Genomic DNA, 26,658 nt, shown 5'->3' on the forward strand with positions numbered 1-26,658 from the left:
TTCACCATTGACCAGGACGCGCGCGCTGCAAGGCGCCCACCGGAAAATAGCGGCAGGGACCGATGAAGAACCCGCCGTTGGCCATCGACAGAGCGAGGCTATCGAAGTTCCGAGGTCAAACGAAAAAGCCCGCCGGCGAGTGCCAGCGGGCGAATACTCAGACTGAACCGCCTAGGTTAGTAAGAGGCGGCGATCCGACAACCGCCAAGATTTTTGCCAGCGTTTCGCGCTTCACCAACGTCGGCCGTTCATATGTCTTCTTCATAAGGTTTCCCCAAACGCCCGATCGTTCGGGCCAGACATGCTTTTGCTGATCTGAATTTGTCAAGCTGGCGCTGATACAAACGCCACGCGCGATGAGTGGATGCGGCGTGTTAAAGCGACTGTAAGAACATCGGTGAATCTGAAGCGTTGACCCGCGCAAAATAAAAAGGCGGTTGGAAGAAACAAAAACTCTAGACTCGCGTGACGAATTCGCCCCACTATTTGCCCGGGGGAAATCAAATGAAAAAATCATCGCTTTTTGTGAGTGCAGTGCTGAGCATCAGCGGCTGCTCTACGAGGCCCGCCGTATCTGACGGCGATCTCACAGCAATGAATACCGTGACGCTCTGTCACGTTCTGGTCAGCAGCACCGACGAGCAATATCGAAGCCGAGTGGCAGCTCTTCTAGTGCGCCGGGGCGCAACGGCAGAGAAATGCGTCAGGCTTGTACAAGCTGACAACGCTGTAGCGACTGGAATAGCGGTGGCGGCTGTAGGTGGCGCAGCCGTCGGGGTCGCCGCCAACGGCTATGGCGGTGGCGGATATTATCGTCCACCTCCGGTTTACGGTGTGGCCTGGGATCAATTCTACGGCCAGAACTACAGTGTGATCTGGCGATGTCGAGACCGGTCTACGGGGCGGTTCGTTGATGACGGCTACTGCGCTGGCATGCCAATGGTCGACAGCGCATGGCCCGGCTGGTCCGCGTAGCGGATGAGCACGCGGTACCGGAAATATCGATCCAATCGGTGGCAGAGACCCACCGGCGCAAAGCTGTGGCGGCGCCAAGTCGCCAGCGGGCGGATAATGCTCGGCCTTTTGGCGGTGGCGGCAGGGACTGCTTTCCTGGCGCCGTCGGGCGCGCAGCGCAGCGATGATGTATCGGTCGTCAGCCCACCAAAGGCGGTGCGAGGGCAAGCCCTGTCGCTTACCGGCGCAGCCTCCATAGTCGACGGCGACACGATCGAGATCCACGGGCAGCGCATCCGTCTCAACGGCATCGATGCGCCAGAGAGCGGGCAGCACTGCAACGACGCCAAGGGCGATGACTATCCATGCGGCCGGCGATCGGCCGAAGTGCTGGACAAATTCCTGGCCGCATCGAGGCCGGTGCAATGCACGTTCGTCACCTGGGACCGTTACGGCCGCTTTGTAGGCGACTGTCGGCGCGCCGACGGCGCCAACGTCGCCACATGGATGGTCGAACACGGCCAGGCGCTGGATTGGCCCCGCTACAGCCACGGTGCCTATGCAGGGCAGCAAGCAAAGGCGGAAGCCGCCAAGCTCGGCCTGTGGAGCGGAACGGTTCAGGCGCCTTGGGATTGGCGCGCGGAGCACACTGAAAATACGCAGGCGTTCGCAAGCCAACCTATCGGCATCATCAGCCGGCAGGTAGCGCAAAGCTACTCGTGCCAGCCGCGGCGAACGTGTTCGCAGATCAGCTCCTGCGAGGAGGCGCAATGGTATCGCAGCAATTGCGCCTGGGGCGGAAAGCTGGACCGCGATGGCGATGGAATTGCATGCGAAACGCTGTGCTAGGAAGCTAGCTTCTTTGTAAGGGTCCGATGGAGAATAACGGCGGTGCCTTGCTAGTGATTATTACGCTCGGCGCATGGTTCGCCTTCGGCGATCCGCCGCGCACCGTAGCGGGTTGGTGGTGGCAGAGACTTCGGCGCCCTGGGAGACTGTGGATGCATTTTCTACCCCGACCGCAACAACCTGTATCTGGTGCAAGAGCAGGACGGCTTGAAAAACCTCCAGGCGTGCCAACAATGGGTTAGGGCGGCGGCATACGCAAACAACGATCCGACCATAGGGCGATCGGACTATGAATGTGGGCTCGGGACGCCGAAGCCGTTCGGTACGCTGAAGGTCTATCGAACACTGTTCGGTGACGATCAAAAACCACAGACGCAATGCGATCGTCAGTGCGGCGCGCCGCCAGCCAGGAGGTACTTATACCCGGTGGTGGTCATCCAGCGAGCGCGGGCGAGATGCGTCTCCCAAGCCCGAAACGCCCTCTCCAACTCCTTCTCCGGGTCGATATGCAGGACGATCCTGGCTACTTCGCGCCAGTCCGCGTCTTCAGCCGCCGCGTCGAGCAGGCGGATATAGGTGAGCAGACGCTCTTCGTTGTAGCCAGTCAAGACTGGAGATGTGGGCGCCTCGTCGGCGACGTCAGGGTCAAGCAAAGGTTTCAGCATCGCAATCTCGCGCCAGTGTGGAGACGCGGCATCGTGGCAAGCCGCCAAGAAAAGCAAAGCGCACGAAGCGAACCGCGCGCCATGGTTGCTTATGAATTCCGGTTGGGAGATTGTCACAACGTCTTGGGAGGGGCCGGAAATGGCGGGGGACGACCACGAATTCGGCGGACAACACACTGAGATAAAGCTCGCGATGGTTGAGGCATACCTGAAACGCTATTCGGCCGCTCTGCACAATTGGTGCGATCACGTCTGGTACATCGACGCATTTGCTGGCACAGGTAGACGTACTGTTCGTGTGAAGGCTCGGGCTGGTGACCTTTTAGAGGAACCCGCGCCGGAGCAAGTCGAAAAGCGCCGAGGTTCGGCCCAAATTGCGATCGACATCACCCCGCCGTTCGACCGCCTGGTTTTCATGGACACTCGCCGAAAACACGTAGCAGCGCTGGAGGGCTTGAAGGCCGCAAACCCTCATCGCGACATTTCAGTTTTGAAGGGTGACGCGAACAGTCTGATACAGAGTGAAATCGAGTGGGACGGCTGGAAGAAAACCAGAGCAGTAATGTTCCTCGATCCTTATGGCATGGAGGTCGAATGGGAGACGTTGAAGAAGATCGCTGACACCAAGGCGATCGATGTCTGGTATCTCTTTCCTTTGGCTGGCTTGTATCGACAGGCCGCCAGGGACATGTCGAAGATCGACGCAGTCAAGGAAGCGGCCATAACTCGCATGCTTGGGACTGACGAATGGAAAGGCGAACTCTATTCGAAGGCGAAGGCGCCGCCGACAGTTGATCTGCTTGGCTATCTTGATGACTCTGAAACGCTCCAACGCAACGCCGACGTCGGCGGGCTGCAGCAGTATGTGAGGCAGCGGCTAAAGACGATCTTCGCTGAGGTCTTAGACCCCTACCCCCTTCCAGTTCTTGAAAAGCCTCAGCGTTTCTCGCTCTTCTGCGCGATATCGAATCCCTCCGAACGAGCGATCAAGCTCGCCAAGTCTTTCGGCGCTGACATTCTCAAATCGACAGACTCGGCATCTCGTCATAGGTCCGGCCGTTGAGTGTGCGGCCAGTCGCCTTCTTGTTGCGACCGCCCCATTGCTTAAAGAAAAACGCCGTGCCGGAACGCCGACACATGGTTTCGATTTCATCGACCCAGCGCGGATCCATGTATCGCGAGCCCGGCCCGGATTCGCCGCCCACGATCGCCCAATCAATATTGGTTAGATCGGCGCCGGCCACTGAGCCGATTAGAGGCTCGAGCGAAACAAACCTGATGGCCGCTGGCACTTTTCGCAACTCGTCCAAACGATCGAGAACGCGATTGTCCTCGACGCTTGTGCCAAGCCAGGTATTCGACAGCACCGGAAAATCTCCGCGTGCCAGAACTTCCGCCATGCGCTCCGGCCGCTTCGTGAGGATCTGATAGGTATGCCACGGCGTTTCTGCCATCGCGGTCCAGACCTGTCGGATGAAATCGGCAGGCACGTCGATATGAAACAGGTCGGACATCGAATTGACGAAGACCCGGCGAGGTTTCTTCCATGTTGCGGGCGTCGCCAGAGATTTAGAGTCCGTCGTCACCTTGCCCGTCCACTTGGCACGGCCCCCGGTCTTACGCGTCAGGCCTTGGTATTTCTCCACGCCCATCGCCTCAAGCCGAGCTGACATGCGCATTGCATAGCAATTAGTGCAGCCAGCGGTCAGGATAGTGCAGCCTGCGACTGGGTTCCACGTCGCGTCGGTCCATTCGATCGAAGTTTCAGCCATAGGACGATGCTCCTAGTTCGCCATCATGGTTAATCTGGGGTTATGAAATTTCCGTTTCGCTGAGCAAAAGGCGGGCTCAACGGCCGCTATGTGGGAGTGGCGTGTGGGACGCAGCTACTAAGGCAGCCAAAATATCACGTAAGTCTTTGAAATAATCGGCGCACCCGACAGGATTCTAACCTGTGACCTCCTTCAGAGGGCTGTGGGTCGAGCCTATCGAAATTCCGTTGTCCTGACCTGCCAGATTTTGGATGCCCGCAAACATAAACCAGCGTTTATGTTTGACGATGGACTCAAGAGCCCACCGTTTTAGTTCCCTTCGCAAATCGTGATTGTAGGGCTTGCAGGGGATAGGATAGGCATGTTTTGAAGTCACATTGCGATTTTTTACGGCTTTGGGGAGGCTGTCATGAGCGTCTGGTGGGTCAATCTCGGCGAGAGGTTCGCTGAACAACGAGCGGCCCGAGCATTGTGGTGCCCCAACAAAACGGTTCTCAGTGACGGATCTCTCGCAGCTCCTCAATGGCATTGGTCCATCATCCAAGATGTTCGAGCGGGTGAGTTTGTCGTTCTCGCGCGTGACGGAAGCATCGAAGGGGTTGGCATCGTCCGACACACCGCGATCCCTGACAGCCCAAAGCCGGCAGGATTTCCGGACGGCAAGTGGCACAGTCTGGGATGGTTATTGCCAACCACGTTCATCTTATTCAGCCGGTCCAGGTCCCGGGATGAGCTAACCGCTGGGCTGTTTCTGGAGCAGGTTAAATATAGCCCTCTCTTGAATCAGCTCGACGGGAAGGGTCGAGGAGCACAAATTTATCTGACGCGTATACGGGATATCGACGGCGTCGCACTGTTCGAGCGAATTGCAGCGCTCCTCGACGTTGAGCAACCGGGATGGCTGGAACGAGGGATTGAGGGGGCGTTGGAGGACCAAGGCCCTGTTGGGGCCGGTTCACCTGCAGCGACGTCGCGGGCCGCAATAGTTCAGGCTCGTGTGGGCCAGGGGCAATTCCGCAAGAGCCTGGTAGACCTATGGGGCGGAAAGTGCAGCGCAACTGGGTTGGATGTTCTGGACCTGCTCACGGCGTCTCACATCCACCCATGGGCCGCGGCGAGCGATGTCGAGAAGCTAGACCCATTCAACGGTCTGCTGTTGTCACCAGCTTTCGAGGCCGCATTCGATAAAGGCCTTATCAGCTTGCACGCAGATGGAACTTGGTTAAACGCCGCGAACTTGTCGGCTGAGCAACTGGAGCGAGCGGGGTTAGCCAACATGGAGCGTTACCCAGTCTCGGGACTCACAGAACGCCACGCCATCTATTTGGAGATGCATCGTCAGAACGCTCTAGAACGCGCAAGAGCGCTGACGCCAGGATTAGCTTAGCTACTGCGACCTACGGCTGACTTGAGCGCTGATGGAGCGTGTGTCGCTCCGCGGCCGTTGTTCTGGAGCGAATAATGCCAGACGCCGTCATCTATGAAATACGTCGGCTATTATCGCGTCTCGACCAAAAAGCAGGCTCGATCCGGCCTAGGATTAGAGGCTCAGCAGCAGATGGTCCGGCAGTTTGCCGCGACCAATGGCCCACTGGTCGCAGAGTTCGTCGAGGTGGAATCAGGCAGGATCGATCAAAGATCTGAGCTGGCAAAAGCGATGATAGCGTCAAAAAAGGCAGGAGCATCGCTGTTAATCGCCCGCCTCGACCGTTTTTCACGACGTGTCAGCTTCATTGCAGCAATGATGGAGAAGGGAGTTCAGCTTGTCGTCGCTGAAATGCCCCATGCAACCGACTTTCAGCTGCATATTTTTGCAGCGCTGGCACAAGAGGAGCGGAGGCTGATATCAGAGCGAACCAAGGCGGCTCTTGCCCAGGCAAAACGCAGAGGAACCATCCTCGGTCGGAATGGAGCTGTTCTGGCAAAAGCAAATCGAGACGGTGCCATTGCCTTCGCTGAGCAAATTGAAAAATTCCTGCCTCCACAATGGTCGACAATGTCCTATTCCGAGCTTGCTCGCCGGCTAAATCAGATCGGCGCGACAAGCCCGACAGGCAAGCAGTTCCATGCGCAAACAGTTAAGAGCTTCGCCACTCGACTGCTTAGGCTGCAGGATCGTAAAATCGTCTGACCTTTTTGTGCTGCCAAAGTCCATCCGGACGATTGGGCTTCAGCACACGTTGGACGAGCCTATCGCGCTTGGGCTCACAATGGAGCCGGCGGTTGTTGATGAAAAGCTTGGGCGTGGCAGCACGGTCGACCTTATGCGGGCCGTCGGAGAACTCATCGATCTGCTCGCCAACAGTGGTCGACCAGTTGAGGACGCTAAAGAATGGGCGGCCGCTCATTAGCGAGAAAGACGGTTCTCGCTACCTGGCCCGCCTTGCACGACAAGTTTGCGCACCCTGATTGTTCCCGTTAACTTCGACCAAACCGGAGGGGACGAGAATGCGGGCTTTCGTGACGTTGGCTTTGATCATGTGCGCAGTCACCGCTCGTGCGGATGAAGCGAGCCGGCTCGAACGGCAAATCTCGAAATGTTTGGTGTTGCCGGCGGCCATCCCGGATATTCTGGGATTCAAAGCTGATTTTCAGGTGGTAATAAGCAAGGCCGGCAAGCTGGAGACGATTGCCGTCACGTCCTACAGTCCACGTGATGAGGTCGCCAAGAGCGTCGCCGACGGCTCTCCCTGTCGATACGGAAGTGTTGGCCACCAGGCGTCAAGAACGGTCCAGTGAACATTCACCTCGATGGTGGCGAGTGGCGCTAATTATCCTGCACGCCTTCCCGCCCCCGGTGCGCCGGCCGCTTCAAAAGCATCGCCCAAGGCCCCCTCCCACGAAGGCGGCTTAGGCCCTTTGTAGTGCCGAGATGAAGTTCGGCGAAGCGGTGTTGATAATCCTCCCCGGATGCCTAGGCACATCAGTGGTTTTCACGGTCTCGCCAGTCTCTTGGATCGAACGCCGCACCTGCAACGGTGCGCTGTCGGCAAGTTTGATGAGCGGAGGCTCATAGCTTTCGACTACGCCGCTAAAACTGACCTCATCCCCGTCTTCGAGCATTCTAAACTGATATCTGGCGCCAACTGTGAACATTGTTTCTCTCCCTCATTGATCCGCTGACCAGATCACCGAAAACCATCAAGGGCAAGCTGAGTAATGCGCAGCATGAGGCTGAGAGTCCTCTCCAACGGCAAAACGTGAAAAGTAGGCTTACAACGTGCGATCCTTGCGAAATTTCGCTTTGTGGTGCAAACATCAGGCGTCTGTAAGTCGGAGACGCTTGATGCTTGCGCGAAAAGGCTGGAGCCGCGGATCTCCCCTCGACGTCGATCCGCGCGTTGCCGCGCTCTGTGCCGAGTTCGCAGTCGAGATCATTCCCCATGGGCCGCTATCCAGAGGAAGGCCAGACCGCGCCGTGGCCTCTATCCGCCGGCTGATCGACAAGCACGGCGCCGAGCATGCGCGCCTCGTCATGTGCATCCTGGCCGAAGGGAAGGGCAATCACGCGCTGATCGACGGAACGAGCCTGTGGGCTATCAGCGACCTGCTGGTGGCCTGTCCTGACCTCGTTGAGACGAGCATGTCGGAAATGCTCGACATGTTCGATCGTGTGCCGCTCGGCCCGCACATGGCCATAGCGAACGAGCTGGCCGGCAAGGTGAAGCAACGGGACGCGCTGGCGGGAATGCTCTACCTGCACCTGCGCAGCCTCAGGAATGGCCTTCCCGCGGCCAAGGGGCCGTCTCGGCGCCGAGAGGCCTCCGCGAGCACTAGCGAAGCCGAGAAGGGCCGTGGCAAGCCCACCAAGCGTCAGCGCCGCACTGTGGAGCTCCTCGAGATCGGAAAGCGCCTGCTCGCCGCCAAGGCGTCATTGTCACATGGCGAGTTCGGCCGCTGGCTGGTTGACCAGCCGATGACCTACGAGACGGCGCTAAAGGCTATGCGGTTGGCGCGCGCGGCTTGACCGCGATCCTCGGCGCTCTCAGTTCGCCGATCAGCGCCTGGACTTCGACAAACGTCATTGCGGCGCTAGACCACGACTCCGAGTATTCACCCAGTTGATTGTAATCGAATTCCTTCTGCGTTCGGCCATTGTATATTGCCATCGTCACCGGGCATCCAGGGTGCTCGGGTTCATCGTTGTCGAAGAACAGTTGCTCCAAGACGTAGTTGGGGAATTTTGGATTGCCGCACACGCCAACTCGGATCTGAATATCCTTTCCGTAGCCGGTCATATGACCAAGTGCCTGGCGTACGTACTCTAGCGGCGAGGCAAGCGATTCCAAGACAGAGCGGAGTGTAGCGTCAGCAGGCATTGTCAGGTGAAACTTACGAGGAGCTTTCACAACGCGCGCTCGAATATCCGGCCCTGAGCGCTGGCGTGTCACAGCGGCCTCAACAAAAAAACCTTTGCCGGCCCAAGCTCCATCGCAAATTCATAGCCCAAAACTTCAAACCATCGTTGGACGTCTGCCCGGCCGGACCAGTTGGAGGCCACGAGGGGCACGTTGCCGAGCCGCTTCTGTAGCCCCCTAACGTAGGCAGCCATGAACCGCACGTGTCGGGCTGCGAAGAAAATCTCTGGTGAGGCAAAGCCAGTATGAGCTTCACCATGTTGAATCTGCCATCTAACGATTGCCAAGGGTGCATCATTTTGGAGAAGGGTGTCTGCTCGATTTTCACGAATGGCTTTTCGGAATCCGTTTTTGGCTTTTCGGAACGCGTCTTCAAAGGTTGCTTGGGCATAGCGCTGATAGCGTTCTGCAGTTAGATATTCGTCTGAGAGCCGAGGCGCTAAAACGTCAAAGACCCGGGGCAAATCAACCATCGCAGATCGACGAACGATCATGCTTCGCTCGCTGCGGGGCCATCGCCTCTGGCGATCTCGCTTTGCATGCGTCTGATAAATTCTTCCGTCGGCTGGTCTGTGGATTCGTGCCAATCAGCAGGAAAGAACTTGAACTTGATCATGAAGATGACGCCGAGAAGCAAAGCCCAGATCGCAACCACCACTGCCAGCGAGGCAATTGCTTTAGCGATCCATCTCGCATCAGACGATATGAGATCAAGGAACACACGAGCGATCATAAAAGGCGGATAAAGGTACATCGCGGCCGAAATCACGAGAACCACAACGCTCAATAGGCGAACAGCCATCGTCTGGCCTCTGCCAGATTTCGGGCCAAATACCCTGGGCACAATGGCATCTCCCCAAAGGTTGTGCGCCATCTTATCGACCAGCAGTAACTGAAAATTCTGGATCTTGATGTGGCCGCCGAGTTTAAGAAGGATGCGAAACAATATTTGGTCGTCGATGAACGCGAACGTGGTGTTGAGCAATGCTCCGGCAGTGAGTAGGGATATTATCGGAGTTAGATCTTTCGTTATCTGAAGCGTCAGCCCGCCGTAGGTAAAACTGCTTCCTGATATCAAATCGAAGAATGCTAAGATCGTGGCGAATATGAATGCTTGGCTCGATCCTTTGCCGATACGGGATATCACTTCGAGCCGTCGTGCACTTATCCCGTCGAGAAATTCGGGCTGGTAGAACCTGTTTCCAAAGTCCCGGCTCAGGAACGATTCGAAGGTAAGCGCGCTGCGCTCAATCAACGACATTTTCGTGTAGGGCTTGTCAGCCATCTCACTCCCCCCTTCCCCTTTCATCAACCGCATCAAGTCTTTTGAAGTACAATCAGAGCGAAATCTAAAAGCCGCGGCTGGTGCACTATCCGCGGGCCGTAGCGGTCATTTGGTCGGTCGGTCACGAGGCAAATCAGGCGGGAAGCAGATCACCATCGCAACGCTGGCACAAGCGCCTGAGCAAGAGCATTAGCGTTTGAAAACAATTAATCGAAATCAAAACCATGCTGGTCGTGGCTCCGTACGGACAGGACAGGTCACTGAGGTGGTGTGTCTAGCCGTCCCTCTGCATCTGCCGAGATGGCGGCGAGCCAGAACTCATAGGCGTCATGGTGCGCCTCGTTGAGATGCTCCTCAGGCTCGTCGTTGTTGCCAGAGATCATAAGGGTCAGTTGGCCCGCCATCTCGCAGCATGCACGGACCACCACTTCCACCTCGGAATAGGTGATCTTGGCTTTTTCAGCATCGGGCCAGGCAATGTGTGCGATCTGGCCGTTTCGGAACGACTGAATTCTTCCGAACGCTGCGAAGTCGACCTGGCTATAAACTGACAGGAACTTCGTCCGCGCTTTCGAACAAGTAGCCAGTGCGCCTGGTGATGGATCATGGCCACCTGAGTAATGTCGGGCCGTCGGCTGTTTGATAAATCGGTATGCAGATTGCAGTGAGACTTCCGATTGCCGATCCATGACTGCAAACAGCCGGATCAGGGTCATCATGATCATTTCCTGGCGAACTTCGTCCGCGCGATTCTTGGCGACAGCACTCTTGCCCCGCGACATCTTCAACGCCTCGTTGACGCCGGCATAGAGGCCAAAAGCTCGAGCGGCCATGGAGGTCCAAGCGTTCAATTCGGGCGCCATCCGAGCGACTTGTTGGATGGTGGGTATAGGCAAATCAACCTTGGCCATCAGAGGAAGCCGTCCCCAGCGTGATCATTGTAGCGATCGGCGCGGCGTACATAGGTCATCCACCGATCGGGAATCCCGGTGGCGCTCCATGATGCGACTGATCGAGGCCCGGTTGACCGCCGCCGAGCGTTGCTCTTTGGTATCGCGCTGTTCATTCGCTCGTAGTTCTACCCCTTAAAAAAGATAAGCTGAGCGTCAAGCACGAGGAAAGCGAGTATCGAGGCTTTCACAATAGGGTCCTTAAACTGATCGGCCACTTCTCTGGCATAGTGGCTCCTCGATGCAAGAAATTCCCCTGTTTGCCCCAGGGCTTGGCGGTTAGTGGCCGCATTGCGACGCCGGCTTGACAAAATCTCTACCAGCCGGCTCCAGTTCGGAACCTTTCGCTCAAACGCTTCGCCTTCTTCGGAGTATAGCTTGAACGTGTTGCCGTCTGCCTTGAAAGTGACGTGGTGCTTCTCGGTGGTATCGGGAAGCACGATCTCATTCGGCGCGATGACCGCTGTCGCCTTTGCGAGAATGTCTCCCTTGCGGTAGCAGCGAGATAAATCGTCCGGGCCCTCTATCTGGCTGGTAACGTAAAATACGGCTTCGCCGCTAGTTTCAAGACTTTGAAGCGCCTTGTGTTGACGGAATCCGTCCCTTTCCCGAAGATGCATCCGATAGAGAGGCGTCGAACTGAAATCGCCGTTCTTTATCTCTTTTGCATTTCCGGTCGTCAGTACGAATGACCGCTTGAACTGGAAATAGACTGGCGTGCTATTCTTGAGCACCTTCACGTCATAGCCTTTGGTTGCTTCGATGGCTTGGCTAATAAAATCCGGCGCCGCCGGAAACTTTCCGCCGGCCGTATGCAAGCGCTCGAACTCACGCAGAAAGCTATATCCAAACGACAGTGACGTTGCCCCCAGTTTCTATCCAGTTTTGAGTTCGTTTCCGGCGTGGGTTGTGCCCTGCTGGGCGGGTGAAGCGACGGGCGCTGGCGCGGAGCCTTTGGCATAGCGCAGCGCGAGCGACGGTCGCGGATTGAAGGTGCTGGCGAACTCGGCCGGGGTCTGCCAGGCGATTTGGGAGTGCGGCCGCGCGGTGTTGTAGTCGGCGTGCCACAGGGCGATGGCGACGCGCGCCTGAGCCAGCGAGGTAAACAGCGTCTCGTTGAGCAGTTCATCGCGCAGTCGGCCGTTGAAGCTCTCGATGAAGCCATTCTGCATCGGCTTGCCGGGCGCAATGTAATGCCATTCGACGCGATTCTGATCCGCCCAGGCGAGGATGGCGTTCGAGGTGAACTCGCTGCCATTGTCGCTGACGATCATCCTCGGCCGGCCCCGCTCGGTGATGAGCCGGTCCAATTCGCGGGCAACCCGCATGCCCGAGAGAGACGTATCAACGATGAGTGCCAGGCACTCTCTCGTGCAGTCGTCGACGACGGCCAGGATGCGGAAGCGGCGCCCGTCGGTGAGCTGGTCCGATACGAAGTCAAGCGACCAGCGCTCGTCGGGCCTCAGCGGCACCAGCATCGGCGCCCTGGTCCCGATCGCCCGCTTGCGGCCGCCACGGCGGCGAACGGCGAGCTTCTCCTCCCGATAGAGCCGGAACAGCTTCTTGTGGTTCACGACCAGGCCCTCCCGCCTCAGCATCACGAGAAGACGCCGGTAGCCGAACCGGCGACGCTCTTGCGCGATCGCCTTCATCCGCTCGCGAACCTCGCGGTCGTCCGGCCTGCTGGTCTCGTAGCGAACCGTCATGCGGCAACAGCCGATGGCTTTACACGCCCGCCGTTCGCTCATCCCGAAGCCTTCCTTCAGGCGAGCGACAGCTTTCCGCTTGGCCGCGGGCGTCACCATTTCTTTCCCACAAGATCCTTCAACGCGGCATTGTCGAGCATGGCGTCGGCCAGAAGCCGCTTCAGCCGCGTGTTCTCGTCCTCCAGCGCCTTCAGTCGCCGAGCCTCGGACACATCCATCCCGCCGAAGCGGGCCTTCCAGTTGTAGATCGAGGCGTCGCTGACCCCGTGCTTGCGGCACAGATCGGCAACCGATACCCCGGCCTCGTGTTCCTTCAAAATTCCGATGATCTGCTCTTCAGAGAAGCGGCTGCGTTTCATATCCTGGTCCTCTCGATGGGCCAGAACGAACTTCAAACCGGATTAGATCAGAGGGGCAAGGTCACAACCAATGGGCTGAACGGCTGAATGGCCGAGGGCACACTCAAATCATCATCAATGAACACGTGTCGACAAAGGGCAAGATCGAGGTCTTTACGTCCGAAGAGCACTTGATCGGCGACTTTGTCACCTCACTGAAATCGGGTAAGCGATGCTTCTTCACCGCAAATTCCAAGGAACGAATCCAGGAGATCGCTACCCAAGTCAGGGAGGAATGCCCAGACACCCCGATTCTGGTGATAACCTCTGAAGAGACGGCCGTGAAAGACCCCGCAGCAGCAGAGTTCATCAAGACCCCCGCTGTCGAGGCGAAGAAGTATCAGGCGATCTTGTGCTCACCGTCGATCAGCTCGGGCGTTGATATCACGTTCGACGGTGACGAACGCTTCTACGACGTTGTCTATGGCTTGTTCGTGCCTCAGGTGCTGACACATTTCGAGTGCGACCAGCAGTTGGGACGAGTTCGCCATCCGAAACATGTGAAGGTCTTCGTATCGCCAGCCAAGGGTGCGTTCGAAACCAACCTCGGTGTTGTCAGTCGGGACGTTCTCAAGACGTACCTCATGGATGCGACTATCGAGGGCTACACCAACGACCTTAATCCCCAAGCCATCTATCGCGCTGACCCGCTAACAGACATCGCTGCGGCAATCATCTCCCATCAGCGCGCTTCGAAGAACGAGTTGTGGCGCAATTTCCTGCACTACAAGAAGCAGCAGGGCTGGCAAATTGAGCATGTCGGCCTAGATGCCGAACTCATTCACGTGGGCGGTGGCATTCTAGGTGCCGGCAAGGAACGCCGTTCGCAGTTCCAAGTCGATCGTCTCATGCATGCGGAGCCACTCACGCCGGATGAGTTCGAGCGAATCAATCGACGGATCAAGAACTATGAGTTTGCCAGCGGCCGTGACCTCGCTCGCTACGAGCGATCTGCGATCGAAGCATTCTACAACAGAGCGATCTCTGATGAGATCATCACACTCGATAACAGAGGTCGGTTCCGTTCGTGCGTGAGCAGCTTTGAGATGATGCTTGATCAAACGACTGCTCTGTCGCTTCACGGTGGAATTTGGGATCCCGAACGCCGTAACCAGAGGGCGATGTTGATCCCGAATGCTGGAGTGTCACGCATTTTGCTAATGGAGACGCTTTCCACGACCCCGGTTTATCAGGACTTCGCGTTCAATCCCGAGGCCAAGTTTAGCAAGACCGATCTTACGCCGTTCATCGATTGGATGAAAAGCCAACGGATTGCGATACAACAGCAGTTCAACATCGCCATCCACAAGGGCATCGAGGACAATCCGATTACCCAACTTCGACCACTTCTGGCGATGGTTGGACTCGATCTGCAAAAGCTTCCCAAGACTCGTGCTGGCGGTTCGGCGGTCATTCCGTATCGGATCAGTCAACTCAGTTTGGATCGGATGATGGAGATTTCTTCATGCCGTCAAATCCGGGAGGGCTCCGAACGTCCCAAACTCGCTGCTTGAGGGGACTGGCACTCATTTAGCTATATCAACACATGCCCTGTCCCCTCTCTGTTAGGGGGTGGGGCATCTTCTTTCCGATCGATGACCACGCATTCCTGAAGACAGACCGCCCGATGGCAATAAGTCATTTCCTTGCTTTGCAACCTCATTCTCAATGAAAACCACACCAAGGCACACACGCCGGGTTTACCGAGAATTTCTTAGCTCTGTAAATCCTGGCAGGGTGATCGCCAGGCCAACGCGGATTCCTGATAGGGGGGTCACACTCGATCCTAAGCACAGTGATCCGACCTCCCAACTGCCGGCACCCTGCCTAAAACCCGTTTCAGTTCACCGTTTTCTCGACTTGAAACGGTAGCACCCTGAAATCGTCAGCGACTTTCAGCTCATGATTATTGTGCACCATGAATTTCGCCATGTACGAGGATGCACGACTCTCACCCGTCGAATTTCGATGGTCATAATCCAGCTGTTGGACATCCAGTTCTCGAATCGAAAACCGTTCTTTGATGGATGTGAGCCGTTCTTTGTCGGCTAATAACGTGTGAAATCCATCTCTAGTTTTATCGGTGAAAATCCAGATCGAATGGATGTGGGCGTTCTCTAGCTCTCCCATCGATCTCCAGTATCTCGATCCGTTCATATCCAGACAACCGATAGTTATAGGTTTGAGGTCGTGGAATGCTGGTCGGTGGTAGTTCCGTCCAACCAGGTCACGGCAGATTAAGTTGTACAGATCGGTGAACGTGTCCATCTCCGATTTCGTATCTGGCCCGTCGATCCGTTCGGAATCCTTCTGCCGCTGTTTGCGACTGACGTGATCGAATGAGATCGTGATGAAAAACCCGTTCCGTCGTTTGAAAAATGAGGGTGGCTCGAATCTGCTTTTGTGAGCTTCGATGAACTGCTCGATCCTGTCATCGAACCACGATGCATATTGAGATGAGATGGAGTGAGCAGAGGTGTGTGGGTGGCTTTGGAGCATGTGAGTTGGTCTTTTTTCATAGGGATATAATCCCATCAAATCGACGGGTTGAGATTGCGTCTAGGTGTTGAAGCCGTGCGAGGATAGCCGTCTGCACGGCTCAAGGACCGATTGGAACTGAGAAAACGGGGGAGGATCTGAAGGGTAAATTGGTTCTTAGGGAATGACGGTGCTGCGGATTGCCAAAGGTATTTATGCGGTTCGCAATCGAATCTCCCGATCGGCACGCAATTTGCGCTCTCTTCTTGAAACGTTTTACGCAAGACCAGCCGAAAGAAGTGGTTAATCAGGAATTCCGCAGCCTAGACAATTTTGGGCGTGCTAAGCCTCTTTCCAGAGGAAAATGATATGTCTGACGTGACGCGAGAACGCGTAAGAGATGAGCTTCTCCGCATGGAAGAGGATTGTATCCATTCCGGGAAAGCGCACTTCAACGCTTCAGCGCGCTGGGCGGTTTGGAATTATGTCTTTGGCATCCCTTCCGTGATCCTCAGCACGGCCGCCGGGGCCGCTTTTTTCAAAGACTATCCTGTTGTTGCAGGCTCGATGGCACTTTGCGTTGCTGTGCTTACGTCGCTCATGACTTTCCTGAAACCTGGTGAGAAGTCAGCCGATCACAAAAGCTCTGGGGATCAGTATCTGGCGTTGCGGAACAACTCCCGGGTCTTCCGTGAAGTTGAGCTCGACAACACGCCCGACGCAGAAACCGTACTCACGGCGCTGAAGGGCTTCACCACACGGCGCGATGAACTCAATCAAGCAAGCCCTTCTTTTTCCGATGGCGACTTCAAAAAGGCCCGCGACGGTATCGACGCCGGCGAGGCCAAGCACGCAGTTGACAAGGCTCATCAAGCATGACGGTAAACAGCTATCTCGTAGCCCGAGCGAGCAACACGGTGCTTTCCGCCGACGAGAAGGCCTCGATCGCGACATCTATCTCGACCCTGAGCTCGCGCCTGGACAGCTACTTCACAGTCGAAGGCGATGGGCTAACGTCGCATTTCCGGTTTGGCTCGCATACCCGGGGCACGATCCTTCCACGCAAAATGGATGCGCACTCGGACGTCGACTACATGATCGTTTTCGAGAAAGGCGGCCTCAAGCCGCAGACCTACCTCGATCGGCTGCGCAAATTTGCCGAGAAGAAATATGCCAGCTCAGAACTTTATCAATCGAGCCCCACCGTTGTGCTCGAACTGAACCATATAAAGTTCGACCTGGTGCCGGCGTTGGCCTCATGGGGGACATCGTACCAGATCCCCAAAGGTCCGCATGAGTGGCAGACCACGAACCCGAACGATTTCAACAGTGCGCTAGAGACCGCCAACGGTAATCATTCGTATCTGATCAAACCAACTGTTCGGCTTGTGAAATTCTGGAACGCTGAGGCTGGCTACGTTTTCGACTCGTATGGCCTGGAAAAATGGATTGTCGGGCTGGGTTTCTACGGCTGCCATGCCCAGAAAGACTACCTTTTCAAGGTGTTCGACAACCTGTCTGCCAATGAAACGGCTCAATGGCGCAATGACAAGATCAATCGTGCGAAGGACATCGTCGCAAAGGTCCGTAAATATGAAGCGGATGATATGCCAGTTTCGGCAGAATTCGAAGTCCAAAAGCTAATCCCGGCGTAGGCTGCTCATAAACTCAAATCGCGTCGTTCGCCGACTTGAAAAACGACATACCTACGCGGGCAGTTACCCAAAAAGTGTTTCCAAGGCCTTCCCACGATCGCTGCCTGAAATTGCCCCGCTGCCGTCAATGAGAACCTCAGCGACGAAGTCCGTTGGGTCGTCATTGTTCAGCACGATTCTACGCGAAATTCCGTCGGCTAGGACGATGGTAAAGCTGCGGCCATATCGGTTTGCCTCAACGTTGGTTCGTTCGATCACTTCAAGAATGCTCTGGCGCTCTAACGGATGGGTCCCTGCCTGATCGAAGAGCGCTTCCGCCTTCTTCAACCGGGGTTTGGTGCCTTCAACATCTAATCGCAGGTCGCTGACGATTTCGCGCAAGCGGCCGGCAAGCATTGTCCTTTGCGCGAACGCGTCGGGACCTTCTGTCAATTGAAGCTGGTCGATCAAACGGTGCAGCTCATCAGGCGAAATCGACTGCTGTTCGCGGATTGCAGACAGCTGTAGCTCGACGTCGGTGATCTGCACGTCGACTCCGGCTAGATCGTTTTCGCATTCCTTCAGTTTCGCCGACACGAAATCGATCGAAATCGCGTGACTTATAAGAGCGTAGGATCGCTCCCGTTGAACCTCCAACTGATTACGTTTCTCCTTCAGCGAAGTCAGTCGATTGCCCAAGGCGATTGCATCAGATTTCGTGGCTGATGCGGCAAGTATTTCGCCTAGATCGACCTCCTTGACGTACAGAAAGAACGACCTCTCAAAATCCTGGTAGCGCCATGGGGTTGAAACGCAATCCAGTCCACGTAATGCCTGACTGCATTTCAGGTATGTTCCGCCTCCCGGCCCAAACCCCTTGTTGAGGAAATGCATAGACGAACCGCAGTACCCGCACTTAGCCAGGTGGGTGAACAGGTTGCGCAGCGCTTCTCCCTTACGCCCCCCGCCTTCTATCCGGCGTTTACCCCTGGCGAATTGCGCTCGAAGAAATAGTTCTTCGTCGACGATTTGCGGATAGTAGCCAGGAATAGGATCGCCAAACGGTATCCGTTTTCCATTCTGCTTGGTGTGAGGCTGAAACTCTCCCAATACGGCACGCGTCTGAAGGATCTTAGTGACATATGACTGCACCCAGCCGTTCGACCTGCCAAAGGCTGGGGTGCCTAAATCGTTCAATCGTCGCGTGATGATAAACGACCCTTGGCCGCTTGCGCTGTCTTCGAACATGCGCGCGACAATCCGCGCACGATCCTCGATCACATGAAAGCTCTTTCGGTCGTCCGATAATTCCATCCAAGCGGGGCACAGTCCGGTCAGTTTCTTGTCGCCGATTAGCCTTCGTTTGGCGCCCCACGCAGCCGACAAACGCTGGCTTTTGATTTCAGATTCCTCGTTTGCACGAGCCATCACAACGATCGACAATATCAGCTGCGTAAATTCGGCTTCTCCGGCCTTGTACAACTGGTTGTCCGACAGTGTGACGAGATTGATCCCGTTTGAGATGATGGCGAAGAACAGCGCCACCGAGGCATTCAGTTTTTGGCGTGACAGTCGGTCAAACGACTCAACCAGGAGATACGAGCCCTTCGGTATCCTGCCTGCTTTGACCGCGTCCAGAAACTTGCCAAGCGCGCCTGATGATACGTTGTCACCCTTGAATGCTGAGACGCCAATGTCTTCTAGTCCGAAGTCCTCGACGAGTTGGAGATCGTGATCCTCGGCATATTTCTTCGACCGCTCCGTTTGCCGTCGCAAACTGTCGCCCTTCAGCTGGATGTCGGTCGACATGCGGACGTATGAATAGGCGAGCGGCTTTGTCAGGGGGAAACCTCCAGATTGGCGGATTAATACCCTACAGTGTTGTCAATTTTCAACCGCCGCAGTCGACTTTAATATCACTCACTATCTTGAGGATGTGTCCCATTAAATTTTTTAATACACTACAATATACTGATGGTCGGCCCGCCGGGATCGGGAAAGTCGATGCTGGCGCAGCGGCTGCCGTCGATCCTGCCGCCGCTTGCGCCCAGGGAATTGCTCGAAGTCTCGATGATCGCGTCGGTGGCCGGCGAGCTCGGCGAAGGAAAACTGACAGACCGGCGGCCGTTTCGCGCGCCGCACCATTCTGCCTCGATGGCGGCGATGGTCGGCGGCGGGTTGCGCGTGCGGCCGGGCGAGGCCTCGCTTGCCCATCACGGCGTGCTGTTCCTCGACGAGTTTCCCGAATTCTCGCCGCAGGCGCTCGATGCGCTGCGCCAGCCGCTGGAGACCGGCGACTGCATGATCGCGCGCGCCAACCACCGCGTCACCTATCCGGCACGCATTCAGCTGGTCGCGGCGATGAACCCGTGCCGTTGCGGCATGGCCGGCGAGCCGGGCTATCGCTGCCTGCGCGGCGACCGCTGCCGCACCGACTACCAGGCGCGCATTTCCGGCCCGCTGCTCGATCGCATCGATCTCAGGATCGAGGTGCCGGCGGTCTCGGCCAGCGATTTGATCCGGCCGGACCGGGCGGAGAAGAGTGCAGCCGTGGCACTTCGCGTAGCACGGGCGCGGACGATCCAGCGTGAGCGTTTCGAACGGCTCGGCGCGACCTCCGCCACCACCAACGCGCATTGCTCGCCCTCCGTCATCGAGGAGATCGCCATGCCCGATGCCGCCGGCCTGTCGCTGCTCAGGGATGCCAGCGAAAAGCTCGGCTTTTCCGCACGAGCCTATCACCGCGTCTTGAAGGTGGCGCGGACGCTGGCCGATCTCGAGGCCAGCGAGACGGTCGGCCGCATCCATCTGGCCGAAGCGATTTCCTACCGCATGAGCTCGGAACGGATGGCACAAGCGGCGTAGGTTTCCCTCCCCCTCGAGGGGAGGGTGGCCGCGAAGCGGCCGGGTGGGGTCGCCGGTGACGTGCTCTGCCTTTAACGTCTGCGCCACATGCGGCGTCTGCGCATATGCGGCCGATCAAGATGGCACCGAGTATCGGTCGCTAAGACAATCCTCGTTCCCGTTCTTGTCGCCGGAATGGGAGTCGGCGCACTTCATGCAGGACCCCTCCCGGCCCTTCGGGCCACCCTCCCCTCAAGGGGGAGGGGGACGCCGGCTCCCGCGCCTTCGCTTCAAGCACCTTGCTTCGCCTTCAATTCCAGCCGCCGCGCGTGCAGCACCGGCTCGGTGTAGCCATTGGGCTGGACGCGGCCTTTGAAGACGAGATCGCAGGCGGCGAGGAAGGCGACGGAGCTGTCGAAATCCGGCGCCATCGGCCGGTAGAGTGGATCGCCTTCGTTCTGCCGGTCGACGATATCAGCCATGCGCTTCATCGTTTCCATCACCTGCTCGGGCGTGCAGACGCCGTGATGCAGCCAGTTGGCGATGTGCTGCGAGGAGATGCGCAGCGTGGCGCGGTCCTCCATGAGGCCAACGTCGTTTATGTCTGGCACTTTCGAGCAGCCGACGCCCTGGTCGATCCAGCGCACGACATAGCCCAGAATGCCTTGCGCGTTGTTGTCGAGCTCCTTCTGGATGTCTTGCGGCGACCAGTTCGGCCGCCTTGCTACCGGCACCGACAGGATGTCGTCGAGCTTTGCCTTGGGCCGGCTCTTCAGCGCCACTTGGACGGCGTGGACATCGACCTTGTGGTAGTGCGTGGCGTGCAGCGTCGCCGCCGTCGGCGACGGCACCCAGGCGGTGTTGGCCCCGGCCTTGGGATGCGCGATTTTCTCGTTGAGCATCGCCGCCATCAGGTCGGGCATCGCCCACATGCCCTTGCCGATCTGGGCGTGGCCGGCCAGCCCGCATTCCAGGCCGGTATCGACGTTCCAGGCTTCGTAGGCGGCAATCCAGGCGGCCTGCTTCATGTCGCCCTTGCGGATCATCGGGCCGGCTTCCATCGAGGTGTGGATTTCGTCACCGGTGCGGTCGAGGAAGCCGGTGTTGATGAAGACGACCCGGTCCCTGGCGGCGCGGATCGCCTCCTTGAGGTTGACGGTGGTGCGCCGCTCCTCGTCCATGATGCCCATCTTGATGGTGTTTTTCGCCATGCCGAGCAGCGCTTCGACGCGGTCGAAAATCTCGACGGCGAAGGCAACTTCGTCGGGCCCGTGCATCTTGGGCTTCACGATGTACATCGAGCCCGCGCGAGAATTGGCGCGGCGCCCATTCGGACCGATGTCATGCAGCGCGATCAGCGCCGTCAGCGCCGCATCCATGATGCCTTCCGGCACCTCGTTGCCGTCGTGGTCGAGGATCGCCGGATTGGTCATGAGGTGGCCGACGTTCCTGACCAGCATCAGCGAGCGGCCGGGCAAGGTCAGCGTGCCGCCATCGGGCGCGGTATGGGCGCGGTCGGGGTTGAGCCTCCGGACAAAGCTCTTGCCGGCCTTGGTGATCTCCTCGGCCAAGTCGCCCTTCATCAGGCCGAGCCAGTTGCGGTAGACCAGCACCTTATCCTCGGCATCGACGGCGGCCACCGAATCCTCGCAGTCCTGGATGGTGGTCAGCGCCGATTCCAGCACGACATCGGCAATGCCGGCCGGATCGGTGCGGCCGATCTGGTTGCTGTGGTCGACAACGATTTCGATGTGCAGGCCGTTCTTGACCAGCAGGACGGCTTCGGGGTCGGCGGCATCGCCGCGATAGCCGGCAAACTGTTTGAGGTCGGCGAGCGTGGTGGCGCCGGCACCCTCGCCCAGCCGCAACATGCCGTTGGCGACCGAGAGCCCGTTGACGCCGGCCCATTTGCCTGTCGTGAGCGGCACCGCCTCGTCGAAGAAGCTTTTCACCCAGGCGACGACCTTGGCGCCGCGCGCCGGATTGAATTTGTTGCCCCTCTCGGCGCCGTCCGTCTCCGGGATGGCATCGGTGCCGTAGAGCGCATCGTACAGCGAGCCCCAGCGCGCATTGGCGGCATTCAGCGCATAACGCGCATTCATCACCGGCACCACCAGCTGCGGCCCAGCAACCAGCGCGATTTCCGGGTCGACATTTTCGGTGGTCACGCTGAACGCCGGCCCCTCGGGCAGGAGATAGCCGATCTCGCGGAGAAAGTTCTTGTAGGCCTCCATGTCGACGGGCGCGCCATTGTCGCGGTACCAGCGGTCGAGCTTGTCCTGCATGGCATCGCGCTTTTCGAGCATCGCCCGGTTTTTTGGCGAGAGATCATGGACGATCGCCGAAAAGCCGCCCCAGAATGCCTCAGCTTCAATGCCGGTGCCCGGCAGCGCCTCGTTCGCGACGAAATCATGAAGCTCGCGGGCAATCCGCAATCCGGCGATCTCGACGCGATCGGTCATCAGGGCTTCTCCAGACGAAAGGCTAGGCCGGGCCTTTGACATGTCACGGTTGCAGGGTCAATTCGGCATAGGTGAAGGTAGGGCGTTTTCGCTGCCGATCTCCCCCCTCGAGGGGGAGATTACGCGCTCACACCGCAATCCTTGGCCGTCCCGACGCCACCGCCACGACATGCGCCTCGATGAACATGCGCTGGCCCTCTACGGTGGAGACGCGGAACTCGCTGGCGATTTCGATCTCGGCGCTGTCGGTGCCGGCGTCCTTCGCCCGCCCGGCGGCAATCGCCCGCACGTCTTTCTCCGCCGCGGCGATCGCCGCGGCCTCGTCGTTGAAGTCGCGCACGCTTTCGCCTGAAGCGACGCGGAACAGCCCTTCCTTGGGCTGGCTGACCCGCGCCTCGGCCGAGACCCGGACCTGGCCGACGACGGCGCCGAGCGCGTTGGCGACGTCAGTATCCTCGGGCACCACGCAGTTATTGCCGACCAGCTCGGCCAGCCCGGCATAATGCAGCGGCGCCGAGGCGCCGAGGCCGATGACCGGACGGTCGAGCGCGACGCTGAGGCGAGCGATGCCAGGATGCGCATCGACGGCGCGCTGGACCAGGGCATGAGCGACGGTCGCGGCGCCATCCAGCCCATCCTCGGCAAAGGCGGTTTCGAGGATGACTTCGGCCGACAGGCGGGTCAGCGCGGTCAGCACCCGTTCCGAGATCGCCTCCGGCGAGGCGGCGATAAACTGGCCGCGGCCGTCACGCCTGCGCGCGAACAGCTCGGCACCCAGACGCGCGGCGGCCGGATCCCAATTGGCCTGCCTGCCCAGCACATGCGCGGCATCCGACGGCGTGAAGCCGGCGACATGCACCAGCCCGCGCGACACCAGCCGATTCAAGGTGGCGTTCTGGGCATTCGAGGTCAGCAACCTGTCGAGAGCCTGCGGCACGGCACCGATCAGCTCGTAAAGCTTGGCCTCTGCGCCGGTCAGGCCAGCCGCCAGCCGCTCCGGCACCCCGGTGCGCACCGCGAGGCGGCCATCCATGCGGCCGGGATTGGGCGCGCGCAGCTGGCGTTCGAGCTCCGCCGTGACGACCTCGCCATGCATCAAGCCGGCCAGCGCCAGCGGCACCAGGCGGCGCGGCCCGAGCAGGATCCTCGGGCTGAGCGCGCCATCCTCCAGCGCCACTTCGGAATCGCCGCCCAGCCCAAAGGTGCGCATGGCGACCGCCTCGACCATGGTGCGGAAGCCGCCGACGGTGGCGCCTTCCGGATCGAGCCGCGGCCGGCCCTGGTCGAGCACGGCGACGTCGGTGGTGGTGCCGCCGATATCGGAGACGACGGCATCGTCGAGCCCCGTCATGTGGCGGGCGCCGACCAGGCTGGCGGCCGGGCCGGACAGGATCGTCTCGATCGGCCGCTGGCGGGCGAAGGCGGCCGAGACCAAAGCACCGTCGCCGCGCACCACCATCAGCGGGGCGGCAATGTTGCGCGCGGCCAAAAAGCCTTCGGTCGCCGCCACCAGCCGGTCGATCATCGAGATCAGCCTGGCGTTGAGCAATGTCGTCAGCGCCCGGCGCGGGCCGCCGAGCTTGGCCGACAGCTCGTGGCTGGCGGTGACCGGCAGGCCGGTCCTGTCGCGGATCAGATCGCGGGCAGCCAGCTCGTGCGCCGGATTGCGGGTGGCGAAATAGGCGCAGACGGCAAAGCCGGACACCGATTTTTCCAATTCCGGAAGCGCCGCCTCCAGCCCGGAAAGGTCGAGCTTTGCCGCATTGCCATGGACATCGTGGCCGCCGGGGCAGAACACCACCGGGTCGGAGCCGAGCGCCGCCTTCAGTCCGTCGCGGGCCAGATCGCCCTCGGCAAAGCCGATCATCACAAGTGCTACGCGCCCGCCCTGGCCTTCGACCAGCGCATTGGTTGCTAGCGTCGTCGACATCGACACCAGTTTTATCGCAGTCGGGTCGGTGCCGGCCTCTTGCAGCACCGCATCGACCGCGCCCGATATGCCGACCGCCAGGTCGTGACGGGTGGTCAGCGCCTTGGCCTTGGCCAGCACTTTTCCGCCGGGGCCGCCGGCCTCCGACCACAGCACCGCGTCGGTGTAGGTGCCGCCGGTGTCGATACCGAGGAACAGGGGTGGCGATTTGGTCTTGGCGGTCATATTTGGGTCCGGAGAATTCGTCTCCGCCCCTTAGCGGATACCGGCCGATCGATAAAGCCGTGATGGCTGGGCCAAGCTGCGAATCTCCCCCCTCGAGGGGAGATGTCGCCGAAGGCGACAGAGGGGGTCGGTACGTCCGGACGCGACCCTCCTGTCGCCGACGGAGGACGATGGCGCTCCACGCGCAGCGACCCCCTCTGGCCTGCCGGCCATCTCCCCCTCGAGGGGAGAGATTCGCAGCTTGGCCGCCTACCCCACAAGAAAGGCTTGTTGGCCGAATAGGGCTACGCCCGGCTGCCCGGCGAGCCTTCGAGCGGCCTGCCGACAGAAGCGGTGGGCCGTTCGCGGCAGAAATACAAGATCGTCAGCATCACCGCGACAAGCAGGGTGGCGTAGTAGATCGACAGTCGGGCATAGAGCTCCGCCTTTTCCACCGGGAACGAGCGGCCCTGGCTGGCGGCGCGCGCCACCATCGAGGCAACCAGCGCGTCGCGGGAGAAGATCAGGTTTATCGCGGTCAATGGCAGGACCGAGGCGAACAGCAGGGCATTGCAGAGCTTCGCCTTGGGTTCGAACCGCAACAGCATCACGCCACACCAACTGTATAGGGCACTCTAAAGCGCAATGGCCGCGGTCTTCAGCGGCGTGTCCTCCACCATGAAAAGGAACGGCGCGCCGTCGTCTGGTCCGGTGAGGCGCAGCAGGTACCAAATCCCGGACAGGACACCAAGCTGGCCAAGCAACAGATTGGCCCATTGTCGCTGGCCGGCCGGCTGCTCCATCTGCGCATAGGATAGCAGCCATTCGCCCACCGAGACGTTTGCCACCCGTACAAGGCTGAGCAGGATCAGCGAAAGGACCTGCCGGGCCGCCCATGACGCCGGCTGGCCAAGAACGGTCTCGGCAATGCCGGGAAACAGCCGGTCGGCCAGGACGACGGCCGCATTTATCCAAACGTAATCGATACAAAGGCTGAGAAACAGCAAGACATATTTGCGCAATTTGAAATCCCCCAAGCCCGACGAAGCCACTCCGGCACATGCACGCACCGGTAGCAAAGATCTAACATCAACCGGGCGCAATTGTCGAAGGCCGAGATTGGCAGCTTGGCCGCACAGCCCTCCTACCCGACAAACCCCACTCGCTTGTGCGACCCATCACAAAACGGCTTGTTGGCCGAATGGCCGCAGCGGCAGAGGAAGGCGCGTTGCGTACGGTCGACCGTGTGGCCGGTGCCGGTGACGATTTCGACATTGCCCTCAAGCTTGAGCGGGCCGTTGGTCGTCGGCGTGACGGTGAGCGGGCCATCCCGCACTTCCAGCGCCGGCGTATCCTTCAGCGGCGGCTCGCCGGTGGCGGTGAAGCCCGCCTTGGCGTGGCTGCCGTCGCAGAACGGCTTGTTTTCCGAAGCGCCGCAGCGGCAGAGCGTGGCGCGGCAAAACGTTTCGCCGCCCAGCACGATCTCGGCATGCAGCGCCAGCGGGCCGTTTTCCCTGATGCGCACGGTGTTGACCACCGGCGGCTGTTCCTGCGGCCCGCCATCCTTGCGGACATAGGTGATGGCGCCGGACGGACAGGCTTCGGCGAGCGCCACGATCTTCTCGACGCTGGCCGCCTCGGGGTGGATCCACTGGCCGGGCGCATTGGGCACGAAGACACGCGGATCGCCAAGCACGCAATTGCGCGAATGCATGCAGCGGCGCCCGGAAAAGCCGATATCGATTTTTTCGCCTTCAACCACTGCCATGGGTGCATCTCCTGTCGGACTACGCTATGGCCACGGTCAGGACGACGTCAAGGCAGCATTCTCCGCCTCTTGAGACCGACCTCGAGCGCGGCAGGGAAGCGAATTCGCATTTTGTGCTCGCTGCACCACATTTTGTTCTTGCTTTGTGCCGGCAGCTATGCTACTAATTTCGGTATGGTGCCAATTGGCTCCAACGACCCGCCCGCCCAGGCGGGTTTTTTGTTTCAGCTTTGAATTCCGGTGTTGCCGGCCCGACATTGGCGGGACAGCGCGCTCCCCCCTCGAGGGGGAGATGGCCGCGCAGCGGCCAGAGGGGGTCGGCACGACCGGGCTCGGCCTACTGCTGAAGAACAGGTTGGCGCTCTATGCGCGGCGACCCCCTCTGTCGCCTTTGGCGACAT

At 59.0% G+C, this 26,658-nt stretch carries 26 protein-coding genes and 1 pseudogene; 11 read left to right on the forward strand and 16 right to left on the reverse strand.

Annotated elements, in window-relative coordinates; genetic code table 11:
* Positions 1-504: 504 nt before the first annotated feature.
* Both RQ479_RS21305 and RQ479_RS21310 read left to right on the forward strand, forming a co-directional pair.
* Positions 505-975, forward strand: a complete 471-nt coding sequence (locus tag RQ479_RS21305; RefSeq protein ID WP_376702517.1) for a hypothetical protein — start codon at positions 505-507, stop codon at positions 973-975.
* Positions 976-1,071: 96 nt separating this feature from the next.
* The gene (locus tag RQ479_RS21310) at positions 1,072-1,803 is read left to right on the forward strand and encodes a thermonuclease family protein (RefSeq protein ID WP_376702518.1); all 732 of its coding nucleotides are present in this window, start codon (positions 1,072-1,074) and stop codon (positions 1,801-1,803) included.
* A gap of 386 nt (positions 1,804-2,189) precedes the next feature.
* Here the strand turns inward: RQ479_RS21310 and RQ479_RS21315 are convergent, their stop codons facing one another.
* The gene (locus tag RQ479_RS21315) at positions 2,190-2,468 is read right to left on the reverse strand and encodes a DNA -binding domain-containing protein (RefSeq protein ID WP_376702519.1); all 279 of its coding nucleotides are present in this window, start codon (positions 2,466-2,468) and stop codon (positions 2,190-2,192) included.
* A gap of 139 nt (positions 2,469-2,607) precedes the next feature.
* Between RQ479_RS21315 and tcmP the strand changes: the two genes are divergently transcribed.
* On the forward strand, positions 2,608-3,531 hold the full coding sequence (gene tcmP, locus RQ479_RS21320; protein ID WP_376702520.1) for a three-Cys-motif partner protein TcmP: 924 nt from the start codon (positions 2,608-2,610) through the stop codon (positions 3,529-3,531).
* Here the strand turns inward: tcmP and RQ479_RS21325 are convergent.
* The gene (locus RQ479_RS21325; RefSeq protein WP_376702521.1) at positions 3,488-4,240 is read right to left on the reverse strand and encodes a DUF5131 family protein; all 753 of its coding nucleotides are present in this window, start codon (positions 4,238-4,240) and stop codon (positions 3,488-3,490) included. The genes tcmP and RQ479_RS21325 overlap by 44 nt on opposite strands.
* 409 nt (positions 4,241-4,649) lie before the next feature.
* Here RQ479_RS21325 and RQ479_RS21330 point away from each other — a divergent pair, with 409 nt between their 5' ends.
* The 3 genes from RQ479_RS21330 (at position 4,650) to RQ479_RS21340 (ending at position 6,979) form a co-directional block, all read left to right on the forward strand.
* Positions 4,650-5,627, forward strand: coding sequence for an HNH endonuclease (locus RQ479_RS21330; RefSeq protein WP_376702522.1), 978 nt, complete (start codon positions 4,650-4,652; stop codon positions 5,625-5,627).
* Positions 5,628-5,720: 93 nt separating this feature from the next.
* On the forward strand, positions 5,721-6,371 hold the full coding sequence (locus RQ479_RS21335; protein WP_376702523.1) for a recombinase family protein: 651 nt from the start codon (positions 5,721-5,723) through the stop codon (positions 6,369-6,371).
* Positions 6,372-6,688: 317 nt separating this feature from the next.
* Positions 6,689-6,979, forward strand: coding sequence for a hypothetical protein (locus RQ479_RS21340; RefSeq protein ID WP_376702524.1), 291 nt, complete (start codon positions 6,689-6,691; stop codon positions 6,977-6,979).
* A gap of 111 nt (positions 6,980-7,090) precedes the next feature.
* On the opposite strand, the gene RQ479_RS21345 is transcribed toward RQ479_RS21340, so the two are convergent.
* Positions 7,091-7,336 carry a hypothetical protein gene (locus RQ479_RS21345; protein ID WP_376702525.1) on the reverse strand — a complete coding sequence of 82 codons (246 nt, stop codon included), beginning with the start codon at positions 7,334-7,336 and terminating at the stop codon, positions 7,091-7,093.
* A 190-nt stretch (positions 7,337-7,526) separates the two neighbouring features.
* Here RQ479_RS21345 and RQ479_RS21350 point away from each other — a divergent pair, with 190 nt between their 5' ends.
* On the forward strand, positions 7,527-8,207 hold the full coding sequence (locus RQ479_RS21350; protein ID WP_376705988.1) for a DUF3102 domain-containing protein: 681 nt from the start codon (positions 7,527-7,529) through the stop codon (positions 8,205-8,207).
* On the opposite strand, the gene RQ479_RS21355 is transcribed toward RQ479_RS21350, so the two are convergent.
* The 6 genes from RQ479_RS21355 to RQ479_RS21380 all read right to left on the reverse strand — a co-directional run bounded on the left by RQ479_RS21355 (position 8,182) and on the right by RQ479_RS21380 (position 12,898).
* Entirely contained in the window at positions 8,182-8,478 is a 297-nt protein-coding gene (locus tag RQ479_RS21355) for a hypothetical protein (RefSeq protein ID WP_376702526.1), read from the reverse strand. The two genes, RQ479_RS21350 and RQ479_RS21355, sit on opposite strands and share 26 nt — an antisense overlap.
* A gap of 149 nt (positions 8,479-8,627) precedes the next feature.
* Positions 8,628-9,092: a hypothetical protein gene (locus RQ479_RS21360; protein ID WP_376702527.1), complete on the reverse strand. Its 465-nt coding sequence runs from the start codon at positions 9,090-9,092 to the stop codon at positions 8,628-8,630.
* The gene (locus tag RQ479_RS21365) at positions 9,089-9,883 is read right to left on the reverse strand and encodes a hypothetical protein (RefSeq protein ID WP_376702528.1); all 795 of its coding nucleotides are present in this window, start codon (positions 9,881-9,883) and stop codon (positions 9,089-9,091) included. Before RQ479_RS21365 ends, RQ479_RS21360 begins: the two co-directional genes overlap by 4 nt.
* Positions 9,884-10,140: 257 nt before the next feature.
* On the reverse strand, positions 10,141-10,794 hold the full coding sequence (locus tag RQ479_RS21370) for a hypothetical protein (protein ID WP_376702529.1): 654 nt from the start codon (positions 10,792-10,794) through the stop codon (positions 10,141-10,143).
* A 167-nt stretch (positions 10,795-10,961) separates the two neighbouring features.
* Positions 10,962-11,651: a hypothetical protein gene (locus tag RQ479_RS21375; RefSeq protein WP_376702530.1), complete on the reverse strand. Its 690-nt coding sequence runs from the start codon at positions 11,649-11,651 to the stop codon at positions 10,962-10,964.
* Between the two features lie 57 nt (positions 11,652-11,708).
* A protein-coding gene (locus tag RQ479_RS21380; RefSeq protein WP_376702531.1) for an IS3 family transposase occupies positions 11,709-12,898 on the reverse strand; the annotation gives its coding sequence in 2 pieces (ribosomal slippage) (positions 11,709-12,649 and positions 12,649-12,898; 1,191 coding nt in all).
* 125 nt (positions 12,899-13,023) lie between these two features.
* Here RQ479_RS21380 and RQ479_RS21385 point away from each other — a divergent pair.
* Entirely contained in the window at positions 13,024-14,451 is a 1,428-nt protein-coding gene (locus RQ479_RS21385; protein WP_376702532.1) for a plasmid replication protein, CyRepA1 family, read from the forward strand.
* A gap of 325 nt (positions 14,452-14,776) precedes the next feature.
* Here the strand turns inward: RQ479_RS21385 and RQ479_RS21390 are convergent, their stop codons facing one another.
* Complete coding sequence (locus RQ479_RS21390; protein WP_376702533.1) at positions 14,777-15,205, reverse strand: hypothetical protein; 429 nt, start codon at positions 15,203-15,205, stop codon at positions 14,777-14,779.
* A 579-nt stretch (positions 15,206-15,784) separates the two neighbouring features.
* Between RQ479_RS21390 and RQ479_RS21395 the strand changes: the two genes are divergently transcribed.
* Complete coding sequence (locus tag RQ479_RS21395; RefSeq protein WP_376702534.1) at positions 15,785-16,294, forward strand: SLATT domain-containing protein; 510 nt, start codon at positions 15,785-15,787, stop codon at positions 16,292-16,294.
* A complete protein-coding gene (locus RQ479_RS21400; protein ID WP_376702535.1) occupies positions 16,291-17,070 on the forward strand; it encodes a nucleotidyltransferase in 780 nt (259 codons plus the stop codon). The genes RQ479_RS21395 and RQ479_RS21400 overlap by 4 nt, the downstream gene beginning before the upstream one ends.
* Positions 17,071-17,133: 63 nt before the next feature.
* Here RQ479_RS21400 and RQ479_RS21405 read toward each other — a convergent pair whose 3' ends face one another.
* Positions 17,134-18,858 carry a recombinase family protein gene (locus tag RQ479_RS21405; RefSeq protein ID WP_376702536.1) on the reverse strand — a complete coding sequence of 575 codons (1,725 nt, stop codon included), beginning with the start codon at positions 18,856-18,858 and terminating at the stop codon, positions 17,134-17,136.
* A gap of 153 nt (positions 18,859-19,011) precedes the next feature.
* Between RQ479_RS21405 and RQ479_RS21410 the strand changes: the two are divergent.
* Positions 19,012-19,914 (forward strand): annotated as a pseudogene (locus RQ479_RS21410) (YifB family Mg chelatase-like AAA ATPase); the annotation flags it as partial.
* Positions 19,915-20,183: 269 nt separating this feature from the next.
* Here RQ479_RS21410 and RQ479_RS21415 read toward each other — a convergent pair.
* The 5 genes from RQ479_RS21415 to RQ479_RS21435 form a co-directional block, all read right to left on the reverse strand.
* The gene (locus RQ479_RS21415; RefSeq protein ID WP_376702537.1) at positions 20,184-22,355 is read right to left on the reverse strand and encodes a malate synthase G; all 2,172 of its coding nucleotides are present in this window, start codon (positions 22,353-22,355) and stop codon (positions 20,184-20,186) included.
* Between the two features lie 127 nt (positions 22,356-22,482).
* Positions 22,483-24,510, reverse strand: a complete 2,028-nt coding sequence (locus RQ479_RS21420; RefSeq protein WP_376702538.1) for a hydantoinase/oxoprolinase N-terminal domain-containing protein — start codon at positions 24,508-24,510, stop codon at positions 22,483-22,485.
* Between the two features lie 284 nt (positions 24,511-24,794).
* Positions 24,795-25,091 carry a hypothetical protein gene (locus RQ479_RS21425; protein WP_376702539.1) on the reverse strand — a complete coding sequence of 99 codons (297 nt, stop codon included), beginning with the start codon at positions 25,089-25,091 and terminating at the stop codon, positions 24,795-24,797.
* Positions 25,092-25,124: 33 nt separating this feature from the next.
* A complete protein-coding gene (locus RQ479_RS21430) occupies positions 25,125-25,511 on the reverse strand; it encodes a hypothetical protein (protein ID WP_376702540.1) in 387 nt (128 codons plus the stop codon).
* Positions 25,512-25,633: 122 nt separating this feature from the next.
* The gene (locus tag RQ479_RS21435; protein ID WP_376702541.1) at positions 25,634-26,257 is read right to left on the reverse strand and encodes a CDGSH iron-sulfur domain-containing protein; all 624 of its coding nucleotides are present in this window, start codon (positions 26,255-26,257) and stop codon (positions 25,634-25,636) included.
* Between the last annotated feature and the right edge of the window lie 401 nt (positions 26,258-26,658).

Origin of the sequence: Mesorhizobium sp. ISC25, assembly GCF_042295465.1 — a bacterium.
Lineage (GTDB): Bacteria > Pseudomonadota > Alphaproteobacteria > Rhizobiales > Rhizobiaceae > Mesorhizobium.

What these genes read in the sequence shown, in the direction of transcription:
- RQ479_RS21415 (WP_376702537.1), bottom strand. Translation starts at nt 22,355, where the DNA reads ATGACCGATCGCGTCGAGATCGCCGGATTGCGGATTGCCCGCGAGCTT.
- RQ479_RS21340 (WP_376702524.1), top strand. Translation starts at nt 6,689, where the DNA reads ATGCGGGCTTTCGTGACGTTGGCTTTGATCATGTGCGCAGTCACCGCT.
- RQ479_RS21420 (WP_376702538.1), bottom strand. Translation starts at nt 24,510, where the DNA reads ATGACCGCCAAGACCAAATCGCCACCCCTGTTCCTCGGTATCGACACC.
- tcmP (WP_376702520.1), top strand. Translation starts at nt 2,608, where the DNA reads ATGGCGGGGGACGACCACGAATTCGGCGGACAACACACTGAGATAAAG.
- RQ479_RS21325 (WP_376702521.1), bottom strand. Translation starts at nt 4,240, where the DNA reads ATGGCTGAAACTTCGATCGAATGGACCGACGCGACGTGGAACCCAGTC.
- RQ479_RS21405 (WP_376702536.1), bottom strand. Translation starts at nt 18,858, where the DNA reads ATGTCGACCGACATCCAGCTGAAGGGCGACAGTTTGCGACGGCAAACG.
- RQ479_RS21365 (WP_376702528.1), bottom strand. Translation starts at nt 9,883, where the DNA reads ATGGCTGACAAGCCCTACACGAAAATGTCGTTGATTGAGCGCAGCGCG.
- RQ479_RS21435 (WP_376702541.1), bottom strand. Translation starts at nt 26,257, where the DNA reads ATGGCAGTGGTTGAAGGCGAAAAAATCGATATCGGCTTTTCCGGGCGC.
- RQ479_RS21355 (WP_376702526.1), bottom strand. Translation starts at nt 8,478, where the DNA reads ATGACCGGCTACGGAAAGGATATTCAGATCCGAGTTGGCGTGTGCGGC.
- RQ479_RS21350 (WP_376705988.1), top strand. Translation starts at nt 7,527, where the DNA reads ATGCTTGCGCGAAAAGGCTGGAGCCGCGGATCTCCCCTCGACGTCGAT.
- RQ479_RS21370 (WP_376702529.1), bottom strand. Translation starts at nt 10,794, where the DNA reads ATGGCCAAGGTTGATTTGCCTATACCCACCATCCAACAAGTCGCTCGG.
- RQ479_RS21390 (WP_376702533.1), bottom strand. Translation starts at nt 15,205, where the DNA reads ATGGACACGTTCACCGATCTGTACAACTTAATCTGCCGTGACCTGGTT.
- RQ479_RS21345 (WP_376702525.1), bottom strand. Translation starts at nt 7,336, where the DNA reads ATGTTCACAGTTGGCGCCAGATATCAGTTTAGAATGCTCGAAGACGGG.
- RQ479_RS21335 (WP_376702523.1), top strand. Translation starts at nt 5,721, where the DNA reads ATGAAATACGTCGGCTATTATCGCGTCTCGACCAAAAAGCAGGCTCGA.
- RQ479_RS21400 (WP_376702535.1), top strand. Translation starts at nt 16,291, where the DNA reads ATGACGGTAAACAGCTATCTCGTAGCCCGAGCGAGCAACACGGTGCTT.
- RQ479_RS21315 (WP_376702519.1), bottom strand. Translation starts at nt 2,468, where the DNA reads ATGCTGAAACCTTTGCTTGACCCTGACGTCGCCGACGAGGCGCCCACA.
- RQ479_RS21305 (WP_376702517.1), top strand. Translation starts at nt 505, where the DNA reads ATGAAAAAATCATCGCTTTTTGTGAGTGCAGTGCTGAGCATCAGCGGC.
- RQ479_RS21310 (WP_376702518.1), top strand. Translation starts at nt 1,072, where the DNA reads ATGCTCGGCCTTTTGGCGGTGGCGGCAGGGACTGCTTTCCTGGCGCCG.
- RQ479_RS21395 (WP_376702534.1), top strand. Translation starts at nt 15,785, where the DNA reads ATGTCTGACGTGACGCGAGAACGCGTAAGAGATGAGCTTCTCCGCATG.
- RQ479_RS21360 (WP_376702527.1), bottom strand. Translation starts at nt 9,092, where the DNA reads ATGATCGTTCGTCGATCTGCGATGGTTGATTTGCCCCGGGTCTTTGAC.
- RQ479_RS21330 (WP_376702522.1), top strand. Translation starts at nt 4,650, where the DNA reads ATGAGCGTCTGGTGGGTCAATCTCGGCGAGAGGTTCGCTGAACAACGA.